Consider the following 17,153-nt stretch of genomic DNA (forward strand, 5'->3'; position numbering starts at 1 on the left):
CGGTCACGTAGGAGAAGAAACGCGGATCTTCCCCGTGAAGGACGGCTTGGCTTGCACGTAGTAAGAAAAATCTTGATGCTGCGCACATATCCGGTTGGCGCTGAGACCCCGTCGTGACGTAAGATTGTGAATGGTTTCACAAGCGACCATGCCACGAAGGGGCACTGACGTGAACCACAAGGCCAAGCACATCCTCATCGTCGGCGGAGGGTACGTCGGCCTGTACACGGGCCTGCGGCTCCAGCGCGCCCTGCGCAGGGAGCTCGCGTCCGGCAAGGTGCGGATCACCATCGTCGACCCGCAGTCCTACATGACCTACCAGCCCTTCCTGCCCGAGGCCGCCGCGGGGAACCTGTCCCCGCGCCACGTCGTCACGCCGCTTCGCCGCGTGCTGCCGAAGGTGCGCATCCTCAACGGCAAGGTCACCAAGGTGCACCACGACTCCAAGACCGTCACCTTCGTGCCGAACGCCGGCCCCAGCGAGGAGCTCGGCTACGACGTCATCGTCATGGCCGCGGGCTCGATCTCCCGCACGCTGCCCATCCCGGGCCTGGCCGACGCCGCGATCGGGTTCAAGACGGTCGGTGAGGCCATCGCGCTGCGCAACCGCGTGCTCGCCCTGTTCGACCGCGCGGACTCCACCGAGGACGAGCAGGTCCGCCGCAGGGCGCTGACGTTCGTCGTGGTCGGCGCCGGCTTCGCGGGCGTGGAGGCCCTGGCCGAGCTGGAGGACATGGGCAGGGACGCGGTGAAGTACTACGACTCCCTGCGCGAGGAGGACCTGCGCTGGGTCCTGGTCGAGGCGAGCGACCGCATCCTGCCCGAGGTCGGCCCCGAGATGGGCCGCTGGACGCTGGAGGAGCTGCGCGAGCGCGGCATCGAGGTCAAGATGAAGACCTTGCTGAAGTCGTGCGAGGGCGGCCACGTCGTGCTGTCCGACGGCGAGGCCTTCGAGTCGGCCACGATCGTCTGGACGGCCGGAGTGAAGGCGAGCCCGGTCGTGAACTCCGGCGACCTGCCGCTGGACGAGCGCGGGCGGGTCAAGACCACGACCCGGCTGACGGTCGCGGGGGTCAAGGACGCCTTCGCCGCCGGTGACGTCGCGGGCGTCCCGGACGTGACCAATCCCGGACAGTACTGCGCGCCGAACGCCCAGCACGCCGTGCGCCAGGCCAGGGTGCTCGCCGACAACATCGTGCGCCACCTGCGGGGTCTCCCGCTGAAGGAGTACCGGCACAAGTACGCGGGGTCGGTCGCCGGCCTCGGCCTGCACAAGGGCGTGGCCAACGTGTACGGGGTGAAGCTTCACGGATTGCCTGCGTGGTTCATGCACCGGACCTACCATCTGTCCCGGGTGCCTACGTTGAACCGCAAGGTCCGCGTGGTCGCCGACTGGACGCTGGCTCTCTTCTTCAAGCGGGAGACGGTCTCGCTGGGCGAGATCGAGTCGCCCCGTGACCAGTTCAGGGCGGCCGCCGCCACAGGCTGACGGCTTGTCACCGGCGCCGTCCGGACGCGTCATGGCGTCCGGACGGCGCCGGGCGGCGTTCCGGTACGGCTCGCGCTCGACGTCTCGGGCGCGGGCCGTACTGTTCTGTGGAGGGATAACAAGGGTGACGAGGTGAATTCTGCTGAGTTGAGCGGTCTGTTGTTCATTGCCCGAGTCACGGGGGCGCGGGGCGTATACCGTTATCTTGCGCACTACGGAAGGAAGAGCAGAGACGTGGGCTCTGACCCGTTACGCAAGTGTGGTCCGTTACGTATGATTTACGGCGCCCCCGTAGCCCAATGGCAGAGGCAAACCCCTTAAAAGGGTTCCAGTGTGGGTTCGAGTCCCACCGGGGGCACCCCTGCCGACTATATGAAACGACCCGATGGCAGTAACGCTCCCGAAGAGCTATATCATTGACGGTTTGGCGCTCCTCGCCGGACATTCTCGGTAAGCCCAGAAACCCACCAAGGGGCGGACCGCTTCCCCCTCCCGAGCAATCGTTACCATCCTGTGCCATATGGCGCTCGGCCTCCTGGTGGAGGCGCTCCCGGGCGTGCGTGGCCCACCCTCCGAAGTCCACGACGCGCGGCGTGACACCGCGCGGGTGGGGCGCCGGATCGGAGACGTTCGCGGGCGGCGCGAGGAGCCGGGCGGGCGCCCGGTCAGGACGCGGTCCGGCGCGGTGCGATCGGCGCCGGCGCGGGTGTTTCAGGTCGCTCCGCGGGCGGCCCGGGGCGGAGCCCGTTCGCCGCCGCGTCGTCCCCGCCCGGCCCGCCACGTCGAGCCGCCGAGGCGGGCCGATCTCGCGCGCGCAAGGGTCTGGGCGAACCCCACGCTTCGGATGTTAATGAAAGGCGTGGAGGATCGTGTCAATCGCCCCGCGCGCCCGCAAAGCCCATCACATGCGCGCGACTCCGGCTGTCAGCGTCGGGCAACCCGCCGCGAAAGGACGCCGTGGAGCGGCAAAGCGCCGTGCGTGGAGGGCCGTCATCCGATTGGGACCCCGGGTGGACGGGGCGGGGTCTGTTTTTCGCCGGACCCGGACGTCGTGGGAGCGTGACCACGAGGCCCGAAATTTCTGGTGCGGAAAGACCGTAAAGTTCGTTTACTTCGCAGCATTACGCGAAAAGACCTTCTCTTGACCCCGAATTCCTCCGGACATAACACGCGGGGCCGCAGGCCGGGAGGAGGACGCCTCCGGTCGGAGTCCAGGTCAGACGTCCCGAGCGCCCCGCCGCCGCCCGTCGTCCCTGGTCAGTGATCGAACCGCAATGTTGGCGGCGGAACTCGGGTGCGGGGCCGGTCGTTGTACCCGTTGCCGCTGGGGGTCGGTCTTCCGTGCTCCGGCGGCGTATTACGGGCAGGCCCCGCCCGCCCGCCATGACAGATGTGAAGCCACGTGAAGCTATGCGGTACAGGCGGCACTCCCTGTGAGGCTCGACCGAACAGGCTGATCGCAGGTCGCAGTGGAGGCAGTGATGGAGAGCAGGAACCCGATCCTGAGCAGATTGGGACGGCAGAACAACCGCCAGTCCTGGGGCGCGGGCCCCAACGTGAGCCCGCAGTACCTCCAGGACATGTACAACGCCCCTTCGTACGCCCCGCCCGCTCCGCCGGCCGCGGCGCGGCCGATGACGATCGACGATGTCGTCGTCCGTGGATTCATCACCCTCGGCACCCTCGTGGTGTCCGCCGCGGTCGCCTGGTACTTCAACTTCGGCTGGGGCATCGCCGCGCCCGCGGTCCTCGTGGGGTTCGTCCTCGGCCTGATCGTCTCGTTCCGCCAGAGCACCAACCCGGCGCTGATCCTCGGCTACTCCATCGCCTACGGCATCGGCATCGGCGTGATCAGCAAGATGTACAACGAGGCGTCCGAGGGCATCGTCTTCCAGGCGGTGCTCGGCACGATGGTGGCCTTCGCGGGCGTGCTGGCGGTCTACGCGCTCAAGGTCTTCCGGCCCACTCCGAAGTTCACCAAGTTCGTGGTCGCGGCCGGCTTCGCCGCCGTCGGCCTCATGTTGCTCAACTGGATCGTCAGCATCTTCACCGACGGCGGTCTCGGCCTGCGCGGTGACAGCCCCATCGGCTGGGTCTTCAGCGTCGCGATGATCCTCCTCGGCTGCTTCTTCCTGCTGCTCGACTTCGACGCGATCGATCAGGGGGTGCGCGCCGGGGTCCCCGAGAAGTACTCGTGGCTGATGGCCTTCAGCCTCACGCTGAGCCTGGTCTGGCTCTACCTGGAGATCCTGCGCTTCATCAGCTATTTCTTCAACAACGATTAGGTCCTTCGTCCGGAAACGCCCCGCCGGGGCCCGGTGGGGCGTCATCCGGATGGCATGGTCGCCCGAGCTTTGGGTAAGCCGCACGCACTGCTACTAACGATCTACCTCGTGTAAGCGAAGCCTGGCCATTAGGGTCTTGCCATCACGGGGCGGGTGATGCAGTGTCTAGCAAAAGAGGCTTCACTCATGGAGGTGCCCATGTCGTTGAACCACTCACCGGAGATGCAGAACAAGCTGATAGCCAGGGTTCCGGACATCACCGGACGCGCACTCCCCGAGTGGTTCCAAGCCATCGACAACGGCCCGTCGTTCCTCCGATGTGACGAGCGGGCCAACTGGCTCGCCGACGAGCACGGGCTGACTCATGGCTACGCGGCCGCCATCGTCATCGAGCACGAGCGGCAGCGCCGTTCCCGTATGGGCTTCATGTAGGCCCCTACGCCCACCCCAGTGCGCCCACGCCATCGCTTGGCGTGGGCGCATCTGTCGCGAGGGCTGGGTCATCATGAAGGCATGGATCTCGACAAAGCCCGTGATTTCATCCGAAAGAACCACCGCGCGGTGATTCAAACCTGGCGCGCCGACGGCCACCCGCAGATGTCGCCGGTCCTCGTGGGCATCGACTCCGAGGGGCGCGCCCTGGTCAGCACCCGCGAGGCCGCCGCCAAGACGCGCCAGCTCCGCAACAACTCCGACGTCTCGCTGTGCGTCATGATCGACGACTACCTCGGCGAGTGGATCCAGATCGAGGGGACCGCCGAGGTCGTGGCCGGCTCCGACGCGCTGGAGCCCCTGGTCGAGTACTACCGCAGCGTCTCCGGCGAGCACCCCGACTGGGACGAGTACCGCTCGGCCATGCGGGAGCAGAAGAACGTCCTCGTCCGCATCGACCTCAAGCGCGCCGGCCCCGACTACATGGGCTGACGCCTTCCGGCCGCGCCCGCCGCGCGGGGCGGGCGAGATCGGCCGGATGCACGCCGCCGCGACCGGCGGCGATTCACGACTCCTTCGGCGCGTCAGCTGAGCCGTTCCAGGATCATGGCCATGCCCTGGCCGCCGCCCACGCACATCGTCTCCAGGCCGATCGCCTTGTCGTGGAAGCGCAGGCTGTTGATCAGCGTCGAGGTGATGCGCGCGCCCGTCATGCCGAACGGGTGCCCCACGGCGATCGCGCCCCCGTTGACGTTGAGCCGGTCGAGGTCGATCCCGAGCTCCTGGTACGACGGGATGACCTGCGCGGCGAACGCCTCGTTGATCTCGACGAGATCGACGTCCCCGATCGCCATGCCGGCCCGGGCCAGTGCCTGCCGGGACGCCTCGACGGGACCGAGGCCCATGATCTCCGGTGAGAGCCCGCTCACGCCGGTCGAGACGATGCGCGCCAGCGGCGTGACGCCCAGCTCCGCCGCCTTAACGTCGCTCATCACGACCACCGCGGCCGCGCCGTCGTTCAGCGGGCAGCAGTTGCCCGCCGTTACCGTGCCATCGGGACGGAACACCGGCTTGAGCTGCGCGACCGCCTCGTAGGTGGTGCCGGGCCGCGGGCCGTCGTCCCTGCTCACCACCGAGCCGTCCGGCAGCGTCACCGGAGTGACGTCCAGCTCCCAGAACCCGTCGGCGAGGGCCTTCTCGGCCAGGTTCTGCGACCGGACGCCGAACTCGTCCTGCTCCCTGCGGCTGACGCCCTTCAGCTCGGCGACGTTCTCGGCGGTCTGCCCCATCGCGATGTACACGTCGGGCAGCCGCCCCGTCTGGCGGGGGTCCTGCCATTCCGGGGCGCCGCTCTCGGCGCGGCGGGCGGTGCGCTCCTTGGCGTCGAGGAACAGGGGGTTGGCGGTGTCCGGCAGGGAGTCGGAGCTGCCCTTGGCGAAGCGGGAGACGCACTCGACGCCCGCCGAGACGAAGACGTCGCCCTCGCCGGCCTTGATGGCGTGGAAGGCCATGCGCGTCGTCTGGAGCGAGGAGGAGCAGTAGCGGGTGACGGTCGTGCCGGGGACGCCGTCCAGGCCGAGCAGCACCGCGACCACCCGGGCCATGTTGAACCCCTGCTCGCCGCCCGGCAGGCCGCAGCCGAGCATCAGGTCGTCGATGTCGTTCGGGTCGAGCTGGGGCACCTTGTCGAGCGCGGCCCTGACCATCTGGACGGTCAGATCGTCGGGGCGGATGTCCTTGAGCGACCCCTTGAAGGCACGGCCGATGGGCGAGCGCGCGGTCGCGACGATGACTGCCTCGGGCATGTGGCTCTCCTGGTTCGTGGCAGGCGGGGCTGGTCCCTCTGCGGAGGTTACCGCGCGGTAGGCCGATTGCCACGTGGTGGAGGCCAAGGAACGGCAGCGGCCGGCGCCGTGCACGGCAAAGGCCCCGCGGCCGGAGGGCCGCGGGCCGGTCAGCCGTACATGCCGGGCGCGCTGCCCGTGGCGTCCTGGACGGCGTTCACCGCGCCGTTCTCGTCCCGCCAGAGACGCCAGCCGTCCTGGCTGCCGGTGAACCAGGCGGGCGGGGGGCCGGCGGCGGGCGCCCGCCTGCCCGTGGCCAGGTCGAACTCGCACAGCGAGGCCACCGAGTAGAAGCCGCGGGCGCCTCCGGCCAGGGGCAGGGGCTTGGGGTCGGTGACGCAGAAGGACCAGCCGCGCCGGCCCTGGACCGGCGCCGCGCGGCCCGAGGGCAGCTCGAAGGCGGCGCCGGCCCCGCCGGGCTTGAGGAAGTCGAGCCGCGCCATGTCGCCGGGGAAGGCCAGCCACCACCCGGCGCCGGGGACCTGGCCGGCGGTGATCTGGCCGACCACCCGTCCGGAGCCGGGGTCGAGCCGGGCGAAACCGCCGTACTGCCCGTGCTCGTCCACCGGGCGCACCACCGGCGCGTAGCCGGGGCTGCCGCTGGGGTAGACGCGGACGACGGACGGGCGCAGCCAGTTGACCGTGCCGTCGGCGAGCTTGACCGAGAACAGGCCGAAGGAGGAGGTCTTGTGCTGCTTGGGGTTGGTGTACGGGGCGACGTACCCGACGAGATCGCCGCCGGATGCGCCGAACGCCCAGCCGCCCGACAGGTCGACGCCCGGGGCGAGCGCCCGCTCGACGGGAAGCCGCCAGACCGGTCTGCCCGTGGCGAGGTCGTGGGCGGCGAGCACCGGATGCCCGGCGAGGTGCAGCATGACGACCCGGGCGGCGTCGGACCACTCGACCTCGGCGATGCCCGGCTCCTTCCACCGCACCGCGCCGGTCAGCGGGTCGAGCACGACCAGCCGCGCCGAGGACAGCGCGGTGTTCTCCGACAGGCACAGCAGGCGGCCGCACCGCTGCGGCCCGAACGTCGAGTGGACGGGACGGCTCCACAGCGGCCGTCCGGTACGGGCGTCGTGGGCGACCAGGGCCGCGTTCCCCGCGCCGTGCCCGCCGGGCTTCGGGGCGACGGCGGCCACGATCGCGTGGCCGGGGGAGGTCTCGACGGCGGCGGGGGCCTGCACGCCCATGCCGGGCAGCCGCCCGGCGATGGCCGCCGGATGGGCCCAGAGCCTCTTCCCGCCGGCCAGGTCGAGGGCGGCGGTCTCCAGGGAGCCGTCGGGCCTCAGGGAGGTCACGGCGGCCACCCCCGCGGCCACGACGGCCTTGCTGACGGCGTTCACCTCGGCGTTGCGCCAGGTGGCGTGGTGCGCCTGCTCGGTGGCCGCCCTGCTGGTGGAGCACGCCGCCAGGGCGAGCACCCCGGCGAGCGCCAAGGCCGGTTTCGTGAGGGGCCGGAACACGGGCATTGCACTCCAATGTGGGCAGAGTGACGACTCTGCCGCGGAGGGTGACCGTGGCCGGCCGCTACGAGGCGACGGCCCCCGGCCGGCGGCGAAGGATCGCGGCCCATCGTCCGGGCAGGCCGGTCGCGCGGCCGGCGACGCGGGTCGCGGTGACCTCGGTGCCGGGCTCCTCCGCGGCGATGGCCGCCGCGAGGTAGATCGATTGCGATGCCTCGCCACGCTCGGATTCGGGCTCGGGCCACAATCCCAACGCAGCACATACAGACGGTAGCACTACGTTAGCGGCCTGTTGGTAGCCTCGGGCAGATGGGTGGTATCGGTCGGGTCCGAACATCTCGCCCGGATATGTCGCGAATTCCGGGCCGAGGACGTCGGCGAACGCCACCGTCCTGCCGCCCTCGGCCACCACGCCGACCGTCTGCGCGGCGGCGAGCTGGCGGCTCCAGCGCCGCGTCATCCAGCGCAGCGGCTGCCCGATCGGCCGGACCGTCCCCAGGTCGGGACAGGTGCCCACCACGACCTCCGCGCCGGCCTCCCGCAGCCGCCGCACCGCGTCCCGCAGGTCCGCCACGGCGTCGGCGGGCTTGGTCTGGGTCGTGACGTCGTTGGCGCCGACGAAGATCACCGCGAGGTCGGGGCGGGCCCGCAGCGCGCGGTCCGCCTGGAAGGGCAGGTCCGCCGAGACCGCCCCGGAGCGCCCGAAGACCTGCAGGCGCACCGGCCGCTCGGCCACGGCCGCGAGGCCGGTCGCCAGCATCACGGCGGGCGTCGCCGCCGGGTCGGTCATGCCGAGGCCCACCGACGTGGAGTCCCCCAGCATGGCCATCGTGATCGGCTCGGCGTCCCCCTCGCCCGCCCAGGCCCCGTAGACGCCGTCGGACGACGGTCCCTCCATGCCGTGCGGCCGGCCGACCGCCTTGCGCGCCAGCGTGGCCTCGGTCAGGAGCAGGCCGTACAAGGCGGCCCCCAGCGCCGTGGCGCCTCCGCCCCCGAGAGCCGCCGCGGTGGCGATGCGGCGGGCCGCCCTCGCGGTCCCCGGCGTCCAGATCACCATCCCCGTGCATCCCCTTCTCTGCAGTTGTCCTTCGTCCCAGCCCTCTGTTCTGGTTTCAGTGGCGCGACTCGCGGGCGGCTGTCCGTGTCATCAGCATGTCGTCGTCATCGTGACGGTACGGTGAGAAAGGACCGCTGGACGACCACGGGATCTCCTCGGAACTCCGGCACTGGTAAGGGTGACAAGGCACGGCAGATGAGGTGTTATTCCCGGTGCGCGTACATGACTCTCTGATCGAGCTCATGGGCAACACCCCGCTCGTCCGGCTCCGCAAGGTCACGGCGGGCGTGCAGGCCCAGGTGCTCGCCAAGGTGGAATATTTCAACCCCGGCGGCTCGGTGAAGGACCGCATCGCGCTGCGCATGGTGGAGGCCGCGGAGCGGTCGGGGGCGTTGCGTCCCGGCGGGGTGATCGTCGAGCCCACCTCGGGCAACACCGGCGTGGGGCTCGCCATCGTGGCCCAGGACAGGGGCTACCGCTGCCTGTTCGTCGTGCCCGACAAGGTGGCGCAGGACAAGATCGCGGTGCTGCGGGCGTACGGCGCCGAGGTCGTCGTCTGCCCGACCGCGGTCTCGCCCGACCACCCCAATTCCTACTACTCGGTCTCCGACCGCCTGGCGCGCGAGATCCCGAACGCCTGGAAGCCCGACCAGTACTCCAACCCCGAGAACCCGGCCAGCCACTACCACTCGACGGGGCCGGAGATCTGGGAGCAGACCGAGGGACGGGTCACCCACTTCGTGGCGGGCGTCGGCACGGGCGGCACGATCAGCGGCACCGGCCGTTACCTGAAGGAGGTCTCCGGCGGGCGGGTGCGGGTCATCGGCGCCGACCCGGAGGGCTCGGTGTACTCCGGCGGCTCGGGACGGCCGTACCTGGTGGAGGGCGTGGGCGAGGACATCTGGCCCGCCACCTACGACACCACGGTCGCCGACCGCGTGATCGCCGTCTCCGACAAGGACTCCTTCGGCATGACCCGCCGCCTGGCCCGCGAGGAGGCCCTGCTCGTCGGCGGCTCGTGCGGCATGGCGGTCGTGGCGGCGCTCAAGGTCGCCGCCGAGGCCGGTCCCGACGACGTGATCGTCGTCCTGCTGCCGGACGGCGGGCGCGGCTACCTGTCGAAGATCTTCAACGACGACTGGATGGCGGACTACGGCTTCCTGACCACCTCGACTGAAGAGAACCTGGTCCGCGACGTGCTCGGCCGTAAGACGCCCGGCATGCCGGAGTTCGTCCACACCCACCCGCACGAGTCGGTGAACACGGCGATCTCGATCATGCGCGAGTACGGCGTCTCGCAGCTCCCCGTGATGAAGGAGGAGCCCCCGGTCATGGCGGCCGAGGTGGTCGGCTCGATCGTCGAGCGCGACCTGCTGGAGGCCCTGTACCGGGGCAAGGTGTCCGGCGGCGACCCCATCCAGGACCACATGTCGGCGCCGCTGCCCATGGTCGGCGCCGGCGAGCCGCTCTCGGTGGCCATCGAGGCGCTGGAGAAGGCCGACGCCACGGTCGTCCTGGACGACGGCAAGCCCGCGGGCCTGGTGACCCGGCAGGACCTGCTCGCGTTCCTGGCCGGGGCCAACGGGGCCTGACCGGCGTTCAGGCGGTCCGCGCCGGAGGGAACCAGGCGCGGACCTCCCAGGCCCCCTCGGGGGTGGGGCCGGCGAACAGGTGGCCGCCGACCGCGGTGACCCGCTCGGTCATGCCCACCAGGCCGTATCCGCCGCCGAGCCGTGAGACGCGCGGGTCGGTGGCCGAGCGGTGGTTGCGGACGCGCAGCACGACGCCGCCGTCGCCGTGCTTCAGGTCGGCCTGCACCCAGCCGGTGCCGGGGGCGTGCCTGCGGATGTTGGTCAGCGACTCCTGCAGCACGCGGTGCAGGGTGGTGAGCACCTCGGGGGCCAGCGACGCCTCGGTGATCCCCTGGCCGATGTCGAAGGCCACCGGCGGCCCTCCGGTCGCGAAGCGCTCGACCAGCAGCCGCATGTCGTGGAACGTCACCCCGGGGTTGCGCGCCGGGTCGTCCTCGGCGCGCAGCACGCCCACCAGCCGCCGCATGGACGTCAGCGCCTCCGTGCCCGCCCCGGCGATCGCGTCCAGGGCGGGCATGACGGTGTCGGGCCGCTGCGCGGCGACGGTCCTGGCCGCCTGCGCCTGCACGACGATGCCGGTGATGTGGTGGGCGACGAGGTCGTGCAGCTCCCGGGCGAGTTCGAGCCGTTCGGCCCGGCGCACGGCGTGCACGGTGCGTTCGCGCCGGTCGATCTGGTAGCGCAGGTAGCTGCCGATGCCGACCGCGGTGGCCCAGGCGACGAACAGCATGAAGCCGATCGGCAGCGCCGGGGGCCCCGCGACGCGCATGCCGCTCGCCACCTGCAGGGTGAGCATGGACAGCAGCGAGAGCACGACGGCGGTGTGCAGCGGGCGCACCCAGCGCAGCACGCCGATGGTCAGCAGGAGCAGGGACCCGGTCTCGGCGAGGCCGGGGAAGCCGTGCCACCCCACAGCGACGAGCGTGATGGACACCGCCCCCGAGGCGGCCATGACCAGGACGAAGCCCTCGACGCGGAACCGGCGCCGCAGCAGGTAGGCGATGATGCCGAGCAGTCCGATGGCGGCGACGGCCATGCCCTGGGAGCCGGTCGAGGCGCTGAACGCGAGGTCGCCCATGAGGCACAGCGCAAGGCAGCCGACCAGTGCTATCTCACTGAGCCGCTGAATCCACCAGATGACTCGGGGGCCGTCTCTCACAGACATCGAGGGTAAACCGGACGGCTGACTACAGGATCGGCCATTCGGACGACCGGCGGGCCGGCGGATCGGACTTCCTGGCGAGGCGCGGCCAGGGCGCCGTGGGCGACGCTGGTATCACGAATGGAGGGGAAAATGACGTTCCTCACGGTGTTCCTGCTCATCCTGGCCGTGTCCGCGTTCGCACTCCTGGCCCTCGCCGACCCGCTTCTGCTGTCCCGGATCCGAGGTAAGGATCGTCCGGCCCATCCGTCTCCCGCCGAGTAGCCTGCCGGGGCTCCTCCGGTTCCCCGAGGCCCCCGAGCCTTCCGGCGTCCTCGACACCGGGGTCCCCGGGCCTGCCCGGCTCGCGCGGCGCGGGGCCGTCCCCGGAGGCGACGTCCGGCCACCACGCGCGGCCGCCCAGGATCGCGGCGAGCCCCGGCACGACGACCAGCGCCAGCGCCGCGCCCCCGGCCACCAGGTACGCGCCGGCGAGCGGCTCGTGGGCGCCCCCGGCGAGCGCCCCCGCCGCCACCAGGGCGGCCATCGCCGGCGGGCCCGCGTACTTGACCGCCAGGGCCGAGCAGGTCCTCGGGTCGCGGCCCGCGCGGGCGGCCCCGCGCACCCGGGCCAGCACGAGCAGCGCGGCCGACACGGTCGCGACCAGCGTGAACAGGAACACGGTGATCTGCTCGCCGGGCCGCGTGGCCGCCGTCCCCGACGCCCACGCGGTGAGCACGCCGCCCGCCGTGAGGTAGACCGGGGCGATCAAACTGCGCAGGGCGAGCGCGAGCACCAGCGCGACCAGCACCGCGGCCACCGCCATCACCGTGAACGCCGGCGGTTCCCGCGACTGCAGGGGCCCGGCCGCCCCCAACGCGGTGACGAGCACCGCCGCCGCGGCGGTCCAGGCGCGCGGGCGGGCGGCGACGGCCCGGCCCAGACGGTCGAGGACCGTTCGCCGTCCCACGCGGCGCCGCCGGGGCCACCCGATCAGGCCGGGCAGCGCGGCCGTCAGGGACGGCACGAAGGCGAGGACGACCAGCATCTCCACCGCGGAGGTGAGGGCCAGAGCGGGGCCGAGGCCCGCGGGGAACGCGCCGAGCGGCAGCGCGGCGCAGGCGGCCATCCACGCCGCGCCCGAGGTCGCGACGACCCCGCCCACCTGCTCCAGGGCGGTGACGACCGCCTGCGCGGCGGGCTCCCCGGCGTTCCTGCGCTCCCGGAAGCGGTGGAGCAGCATCGCCGTGGACGCGAGCGTCGTGCCGTAGGCGAAGACCGCGGGCGCCTCGGGGAGGCCGAGGCCGGAGACCAGGGCGGTGGACAGGAGGTCCACGGCGACGGCGGCGGCCGCGGCCGTCAGCGCCGCGCCGGGGGACCGCAGCGCCACCGCCAGCGCGAGCGTCACCAGGACGGCGCCCACCGCTCCGGGGACGCCGGCCGGCAGCGGGCCGTACCCGTCCGGCAGCGTCCCGGGCCGGCCGGCGGCGACCGCGGCCAGCAGCGCGAGCCAGGCCGGGAGCAGCCACAGGACATGGCGGGTGGTGAGCCTGCCGATGACGTCCAGCATGGTCGGGGGTCCCGTCAGCCGTCGCGGCCGGAAGCCGCCTCCGCGTGATCGCGCCGTCCGCGATGGCCACGTGCGACGCCCGTGCGATCTACCACGATCCCCCTGACGATAGGCGCGTTCACCGCCCCTGCCATCGGACCATCGGCCGATCCAGGGCTCGTCCTTCCGCCGTAGGGGCCTGAGCAGGGGCTCGTCCCAGGGGAGGGGATATAGCGTGGGGCCATGACAGATGGCTTCGAGACTTTGGCGATCCACGCGGGCCAGGAGGCCGACCCCCACACCGGCGCGGTGGTCCCCCCTATCTACGCCGTTTCCACCTACAAGCAGGACGGCGTCGGCGGTCTCCGGGCCGGGTACGAGTACAGCCGCTCGGCCAACCCCACCAGGACCGCGCTGGAGGAGTGCCTGGCCGCGCTCGAAGGAGGGACGCGGGGCCTGGCGTTCGCCTCCGGCCTGGCGGCCGAGGACGCGGTGCTGCGCGCGGTCTGCGGGCCCGGCGACCACGTGATCATTCCGGGTGACGCCTACGGCGGCACCTACCGCCTGTTCGCCAAGGTGCTCGCGCGCTGGGGGCTGCTGTTCGACCCGGTCCCGCTCGGGGACCTGGACGCGGTGCGCGCGGCGGTGCGCCCGGAGACCAAGGTCATCTGGGTCGAGACCCCGACCAACCCGCTGCTCGGCGTCGCCGACATCGAGGCGCTGGCCGCCGTCGCCCACCAGGCGGGCGCGCTGCTGGTCGTGGACAACACCTTCGCCTCGCCGTACCTGCAGCAGCCTCTGGCGCTCGGCGCGGACGTGGTCGTCCACTCGACCACCAAGTACGTGGGCGGGCACTCCGACGTGGTCGGCGGCGCGCTGGTGGCCCGCGACCGCGAGCTCGGCGAGCTGCTGGCCTTCCACCAGAACGCCATGGGCGCCGTGGCCGGGCCGTTCGACGCGTGGCTGACGCTGCGCGGGATCAAGACGCTGGCCCTGCGCATGGAGCGCCACTGCGACAACGCCGAGCGGGTCGTCGAGCTGCTGCGCTCCCACCCCCGGGTCACCGAGGTCCTGTACCCGGGCCTGCCGGGGCACCCGGGGCACGAGGTGGCCGCCAAGCAGATGCGCCGGTTCGGCGGCATGGTGTCGTTCCGCGTGGCGGGCGGCGAGGAGGAGGCCGTGCGGCTGTGCGACCGCACCAGGATCTTCACGCTCGGCGAGTCGCTCGGCGGCGTCGAGTCGCTGATCGAGCACCCCGGGCGCATGACCCACGCGTCGGTGGCGGGCTCGGCCCTGGAGGTCCCCGCGGACCTGGTGCGCCTGTCGGTGGGCATCGAGACCGTGGACGACCTGCTGGCCGACCTGAGCCAGGCCCTCGGCTCCTAGCGGCTCACGGGTTGAACCAGACCATGAGCACGAGGACGACCAGCCAGATCAGCGCCGTGATGCCGGAGAGCATGGCGATGCGGCCGGTCTGCACCTTGGCGTCGTCCTCCTGACTCTCGTTCGACAGCACGCGGATGGCGGTGCGCTGGTCGCGGTCGATCATGACCAGCAGCACCGCCGCGACGATGAACAACGTCATCGAGACCGACAGATACGGCTTGCCGAGGTTGACACGCCCGAGGGCGATGCCGAACAGGAACACCCCGAGCGTCAGAATTCCGAAGATCCGCGTGGTGCGGTGCAAATGCCGCAGCACACCGACGTCACGCGCCCGGATGTACCGCGGGGTGAAACTGGTGGCGGCGGTCACCGGGCCGATCGCGAAGATCGCGAAACCGATGTGCAGCCAGAGCAGGACCTTGTCCGCAAACGACATGCGTTGACATTATCGTCTCGCCGATCAGCGGGGGAACGCCGCCGGCCGTGGACACGGACCGAAGCGGTCCGGCTCAGCGGCCGGGCGCGCCCGAGGAGCCGCTGGTGGCGGACTCGCCGGCGACGTCGTCGCCGGTGACCGGCGGCTTCGGGGGATGCGGCCGGTTGTTCACGGTGAGCTCGAACATCGTGATGGTGAGGATCATCACGAAGAGGAGAGCGACCGCCGCGAGCATGGCACCCTCCTTTCACGACGGACGGAAGCGGGCCTCCCGTCTCTGGGGCCGTCGCGGGCACTTACCCATCAATATCCTCCGCGCTTGCAATTCGATCGGCAAGCGATTAACGCGGGCACGCGGAATGGCGACATTTCAAGCGTGCCCACATCTTGGCCACGATAAGGCCATTTGTCGGCAAATCCAGGACGGGTCAGCGGGCGCGGCGGGACCGCAGGAAGTCGCTGACGACGTACTCGCCGAGGCTGTCGGCGCTGGGGGAGAAGACCCGGCCGCCGTTGCGCCGCGCGACCTCGTCCACGAAGTCCTTGAGGCGCTCGTCGGTGGCCAGCATGAACACGTTGATCGTCGCCCGGCGGCGGGTCATCTTGTCCACCTCGGCGAGCGTCAGCTCCAGCGTCTCGCGCGAGGGCGGCCACTCGAACCAGTAACGGCCGTTGCGCGTGAGGTGGGCCGTCGGCTCGCCGTCGGTGACGACGATCACCACGGGCTCGAAGTCCGGGTGCCGGTCCAGGTGGCGTCCGGCGATCAGCAGGGCGTGGTGCAGGTTGGTGCCCTGGACCATGTCCCACTCCAGGCTCGCCAGCTCCTCCGGCTGGAGCACCCGGGCGTAGTTGGAGAAGCCGATGATCTGCACGGCGTCCCCGGGGAACTTCGAGGAGACCAGCGCCTGCAGGGCCAGCGCGGTCTGCTTGGCCGGCGCCCAGGTCTGGCGCAGCGCCATCGAGTACGACAGGTCCACGAGCAGGCACACCGCCGCCGCGCTGCGGCGCTCGGTCTCCGCCACCTCGAAGTCGTCCACGGACAGCGACACCCGGCCGCCCGCGCCGCCGCGCCGCACGCCGTTGACGAGCGTGCGCACCACGTCGATGGGCTGCTCGTCGCCGAAGCGCCACGGCCGTGAGGAGCCGGTGAGCTCGCCCGCGGCGCCGGCGTCCCGCTGGTCGTGGTCGCCGCGCCGCCCGCCGTCCAGCGAGTCGAAGACGCGCCGCAGGGCGGTCTCGCCCAGCCTGCGGACGGCCTTGGGCGTGAGCTCCAGCTTGCCGCGCTGCCGGCGCAGGTAGCCCTGGCGCTCCAGCTCGCGCTCGATCTGCCGCAGGGCCTCCAGGTCGTCCACGGCGGAGCGGCCGAGCGCCCGGCGGATGGCGGCCTCGTCCACGTCGTCCAGGCGCGCGCCGGGGTAGTCCTGCTGCAGGGCGGACTCCAGCTCGTTGAGGTCGGCGAGCTCCTCCAGCACGGTCACCGCGTCGCCCATGCCGAGGCCCTGCTCGCCGTCCACCCGATCGGGCGTGTCCCAGGCCAGGTCGGGGCGGCGGGCGTAGAGCGAGCGGCTCAGGCGGGCCATCTGGTCGGCGAGGCCGGCGTCCTGGAGGGTCTGGTCGATCAGCGACTGGAGCTCGGCGCGCTGCTCGGGGCTCATGGAGGCGAGCATGCGCTGGGCGGCGGCGGCCCGGCGGGCGAGGACGTCGACCAGCTCATCGAGATTACGGGGGTTTTCCGGAAAGAAATCCCGATATTTCTCCATGAACTGCTCAAAGGCCTCCTGGGTGTGCTCGCCGCGGGCGTCCCGGTCCAGCATGTCGTTCAGATCCGACATCATCTCCCGGACGCGGTTCATCGCCTCCGGGTCCGGATCGGCCAGCGCCTCCCGCATGCCGCGGAACCGGCTGTCCAGCACCTCCCTGCGCAGCAGGTCGCGCAGTTCCTCGAACGTCCGCCGCGCCGCCGCCGAGCGCCACTCGTACGAACCGAGCCGCTGCACGGCGCTCGCGGCGTCGGACGGCACCGAGTCCAGCTCGGCCTCGCGCATCCGCGCCTCGTCGGAGGGGTCGGGGAACAGCTCGGCGCGCTCCTGCCCGATCGCCTTGTCCAGCAGCGCGCGGGCCCGGTCCAGCGTGCCGGAGAGGTTGCCGCGCTCGCTCAGCTCACGCCGGCGCCTGCGCACCTCGCGCAGCAGTTCGTCCAGCCCGCGCCGGTCCGGGGCGCCGGGCAGGCCGCGGCGCAGCAGGTCGCGTAGCGAGTCGGCGGGGGTGGAGCCCTGCAGGATCGCGTCGCCCATCTCGTCGAGCGCGGCGCGCACGTCGTACGGCGGGGCCAGTGGATCGGGACCGTCGTGGTACTCGCCGTATCGGTATCCACTCATCTTTTGGCAGCCTAATCGTGACGGGTCCGAGGTGCGGCGGACGGCCGGATCATGGACGCCCCGCGCGGACGGCCGTCCGGCCGCCCGCGCGGGCGCGT

14 protein-coding genes and 1 tRNA gene are annotated in these 17,153 nt (G+C 71.6%); 7 read left to right on the forward strand and 8 right to left on the reverse strand.

Going from position 1 to position 17,153, the window contains the following annotated elements; genetic code table 11:
* Positions 1-130 precede the first annotated feature (130 nt).
* From BJ981_RS15085 to BJ981_RS15105, 5 genes are all read left to right on the forward strand, one after another.
* Positions 131-1,489: an NAD(P)/FAD-dependent oxidoreductase gene (locus BJ981_RS15085; protein WP_184611868.1), complete on the forward strand. Its 1,359-nt coding sequence runs from the start codon at positions 131-133 to the stop codon at positions 1,487-1,489.
* A 285-nt stretch (positions 1,490-1,774) separates the two neighbouring features.
* Positions 1,775-1,847: transfer RNA gene (locus BJ981_RS15090), tRNA-Leu, on the forward strand.
* Positions 1,848-2,970: 1,123 nt separating this feature from the next.
* Complete coding sequence (locus BJ981_RS15095; RefSeq protein ID WP_184611870.1) at positions 2,971-3,774, forward strand: Bax inhibitor-1/YccA family protein; 804 nt, start codon at positions 2,971-2,973, stop codon at positions 3,772-3,774.
* A gap of 198 nt (positions 3,775-3,972) precedes the next feature.
* Positions 3,973-4,206: a DUF4287 domain-containing protein gene (locus BJ981_RS15100; protein ID WP_184611872.1), complete on the forward strand. Its 234-nt coding sequence runs from the start codon at positions 3,973-3,975 to the stop codon at positions 4,204-4,206.
* An 81-nt stretch (positions 4,207-4,287) separates the two neighbouring features.
* Positions 4,288-4,698 (forward strand): PPOX class F420-dependent oxidoreductase, encoded by a 411-nt coding sequence (locus tag BJ981_RS15105; RefSeq protein WP_184611874.1) that lies wholly within the window; start codon positions 4,288-4,290, stop codon positions 4,696-4,698.
* A 92-nt stretch (positions 4,699-4,790) separates the two neighbouring features.
* On the opposite strand, the gene BJ981_RS15110 is transcribed toward BJ981_RS15105, so the two are convergent.
* The 3 genes from BJ981_RS15110 to BJ981_RS15120 form a co-directional block, all read right to left on the reverse strand.
* Positions 4,791-6,011: an acetyl-CoA C-acetyltransferase gene (locus BJ981_RS15110; RefSeq protein WP_184611876.1), complete on the reverse strand. Its 1,221-nt coding sequence runs from the start codon at positions 6,009-6,011 to the stop codon at positions 4,791-4,793.
* Between the two features lie 149 nt (positions 6,012-6,160).
* The gene (locus BJ981_RS15115) at positions 6,161-7,522 is read right to left on the reverse strand and encodes an outer membrane protein assembly factor BamB family protein (protein ID WP_184611878.1); all 1,362 of its coding nucleotides are present in this window, start codon (positions 7,520-7,522) and stop codon (positions 6,161-6,163) included.
* A 58-nt stretch (positions 7,523-7,580) separates the two neighbouring features.
* Entirely contained in the window at positions 7,581-8,573 is a 993-nt protein-coding gene (locus BJ981_RS15120; protein ID WP_184611880.1) for an SGNH/GDSL hydrolase family protein, read from the reverse strand.
* Between the two features lie 212 nt (positions 8,574-8,785).
* On the opposite strand from BJ981_RS15120, the gene BJ981_RS15125 reads away from it, so the two are divergent.
* On the forward strand, positions 8,786-10,165 hold the full coding sequence (locus BJ981_RS15125) for a cystathionine beta-synthase (RefSeq protein WP_184611882.1): 1,380 nt from the start codon (positions 8,786-8,788) through the stop codon (positions 10,163-10,165).
* Positions 10,166-10,172: 7 nt separating this feature from the next.
* Here the strand turns inward: BJ981_RS15125 and BJ981_RS15130 are convergent, their stop codons facing one another.
* Both BJ981_RS15130 and BJ981_RS15135 read right to left on the reverse strand, forming a co-directional pair.
* A complete protein-coding gene (locus tag BJ981_RS15130) occupies positions 10,173-11,243 on the reverse strand; it encodes a sensor histidine kinase (RefSeq protein WP_239139505.1) in 1,071 nt (356 codons plus the stop codon).
* 241 nt (positions 11,244-11,484) lie between these two features.
* The gene (locus BJ981_RS15135; protein ID WP_184611886.1) at positions 11,485-12,876 is read right to left on the reverse strand and encodes an MMPL family transporter; all 1,392 of its coding nucleotides are present in this window, start codon (positions 12,874-12,876) and stop codon (positions 11,485-11,487) included.
* A 222-nt stretch (positions 12,877-13,098) separates the two neighbouring features.
* Here BJ981_RS15135 and BJ981_RS15140 point away from each other — a divergent pair, with 222 nt between their 5' ends.
* Positions 13,099-14,241, forward strand: a complete 1,143-nt coding sequence (locus BJ981_RS15140) for a cystathionine gamma-synthase (protein ID WP_184611888.1) — start codon at positions 13,099-13,101, stop codon at positions 14,239-14,241.
* A gap of 4 nt (positions 14,242-14,245) precedes the next feature.
* Here the strand turns inward: BJ981_RS15140 and BJ981_RS15145 are convergent, their stop codons facing one another.
* The 3 genes from BJ981_RS15145 to BJ981_RS15155 all read right to left on the reverse strand — a co-directional run bounded on the left by BJ981_RS15145 (position 14,246) and on the right by BJ981_RS15155 (position 17,055).
* The gene (locus BJ981_RS15145) at positions 14,246-14,677 is read right to left on the reverse strand and encodes a hypothetical protein (RefSeq protein ID WP_184611890.1); all 432 of its coding nucleotides are present in this window, start codon (positions 14,675-14,677) and stop codon (positions 14,246-14,248) included.
* A 73-nt stretch (positions 14,678-14,750) separates the two neighbouring features.
* Positions 14,751-14,912 (reverse strand): hypothetical protein, encoded by a 162-nt coding sequence (locus BJ981_RS15150; RefSeq protein WP_184611893.1) that lies wholly within the window; start codon positions 14,910-14,912, stop codon positions 14,751-14,753.
* 193 nt (positions 14,913-15,105) lie between these two features.
* Complete coding sequence (locus tag BJ981_RS15155; protein WP_184611894.1) at positions 15,106-17,055, reverse strand: vWA domain-containing protein; 1,950 nt, start codon at positions 17,053-17,055, stop codon at positions 15,106-15,108.
* Positions 17,056-17,153: the final 98 nt, after the last annotated feature.

It is taken from the genome of Sphaerisporangium krabiense, assembly GCF_014200435.1.
Taxonomy (GTDB): domain Bacteria; phylum Actinomycetota; class Actinomycetes; order Streptosporangiales; family Streptosporangiaceae; genus Sphaerisporangium; species Sphaerisporangium krabiense.

Excerpts from the sequence above, each read along its gene's own strand:
- BJ981_RS15085 (WP_184611868.1), top strand. The coding sequence starts at position 131 with ATGGTTTCACAAGCGACCATGCCACGAAGGGGCACTGACGTGAACCAC.
- BJ981_RS15095 (WP_184611870.1), top strand. The coding sequence starts at position 2,971 with ATGGAGAGCAGGAACCCGATCCTGAGCAGATTGGGACGGCAGAACAAC.
- BJ981_RS15100 (WP_184611872.1), top strand. The coding sequence starts at position 3,973 with ATGTCGTTGAACCACTCACCGGAGATGCAGAACAAGCTGATAGCCAGG.
- BJ981_RS15105 (WP_184611874.1), top strand. The coding sequence starts at position 4,288 with ATGGATCTCGACAAAGCCCGTGATTTCATCCGAAAGAACCACCGCGCG.
- BJ981_RS15110 (WP_184611876.1), bottom strand. The coding sequence starts at position 6,011 with ATGCCCGAGGCAGTCATCGTCGCGACCGCGCGCTCGCCCATCGGCCGT.
- BJ981_RS15115 (WP_184611878.1), bottom strand. The coding sequence starts at position 7,522 with ATGCCCGTGTTCCGGCCCCTCACGAAACCGGCCTTGGCGCTCGCCGGG.
- BJ981_RS15120 (WP_184611880.1), bottom strand. The coding sequence starts at position 8,573 with ATGGTGATCTGGACGCCGGGGACCGCGAGGGCGGCCCGCCGCATCGCC.
- BJ981_RS15130 (WP_239139505.1), bottom strand. The coding sequence starts at position 11,243 with ATGGGCGACCTCGCGTTCAGCGCCTCGACCGGCTCCCAGGGCATGGCC.
- BJ981_RS15135 (WP_184611886.1), bottom strand. The coding sequence starts at position 12,876 with ATGCTGGACGTCATCGGCAGGCTCACCACCCGCCATGTCCTGTGGCTG.
- BJ981_RS15140 (WP_184611888.1), top strand. The coding sequence starts at position 13,099 with ATGACAGATGGCTTCGAGACTTTGGCGATCCACGCGGGCCAGGAGGCC.
- BJ981_RS15145 (WP_184611890.1), bottom strand. The coding sequence starts at position 14,677 with ATGTCGTTTGCGGACAAGGTCCTGCTCTGGCTGCACATCGGTTTCGCG.
- BJ981_RS15150 (WP_184611893.1), bottom strand. The coding sequence starts at position 14,912 with ATGCTCGCGGCGGTCGCTCTCCTCTTCGTGATGATCCTCACCATCACG.
- BJ981_RS15155 (WP_184611894.1), bottom strand. The coding sequence starts at position 17,055 with ATGAGTGGATACCGATACGGCGAGTACCACGACGGTCCCGATCCACTG.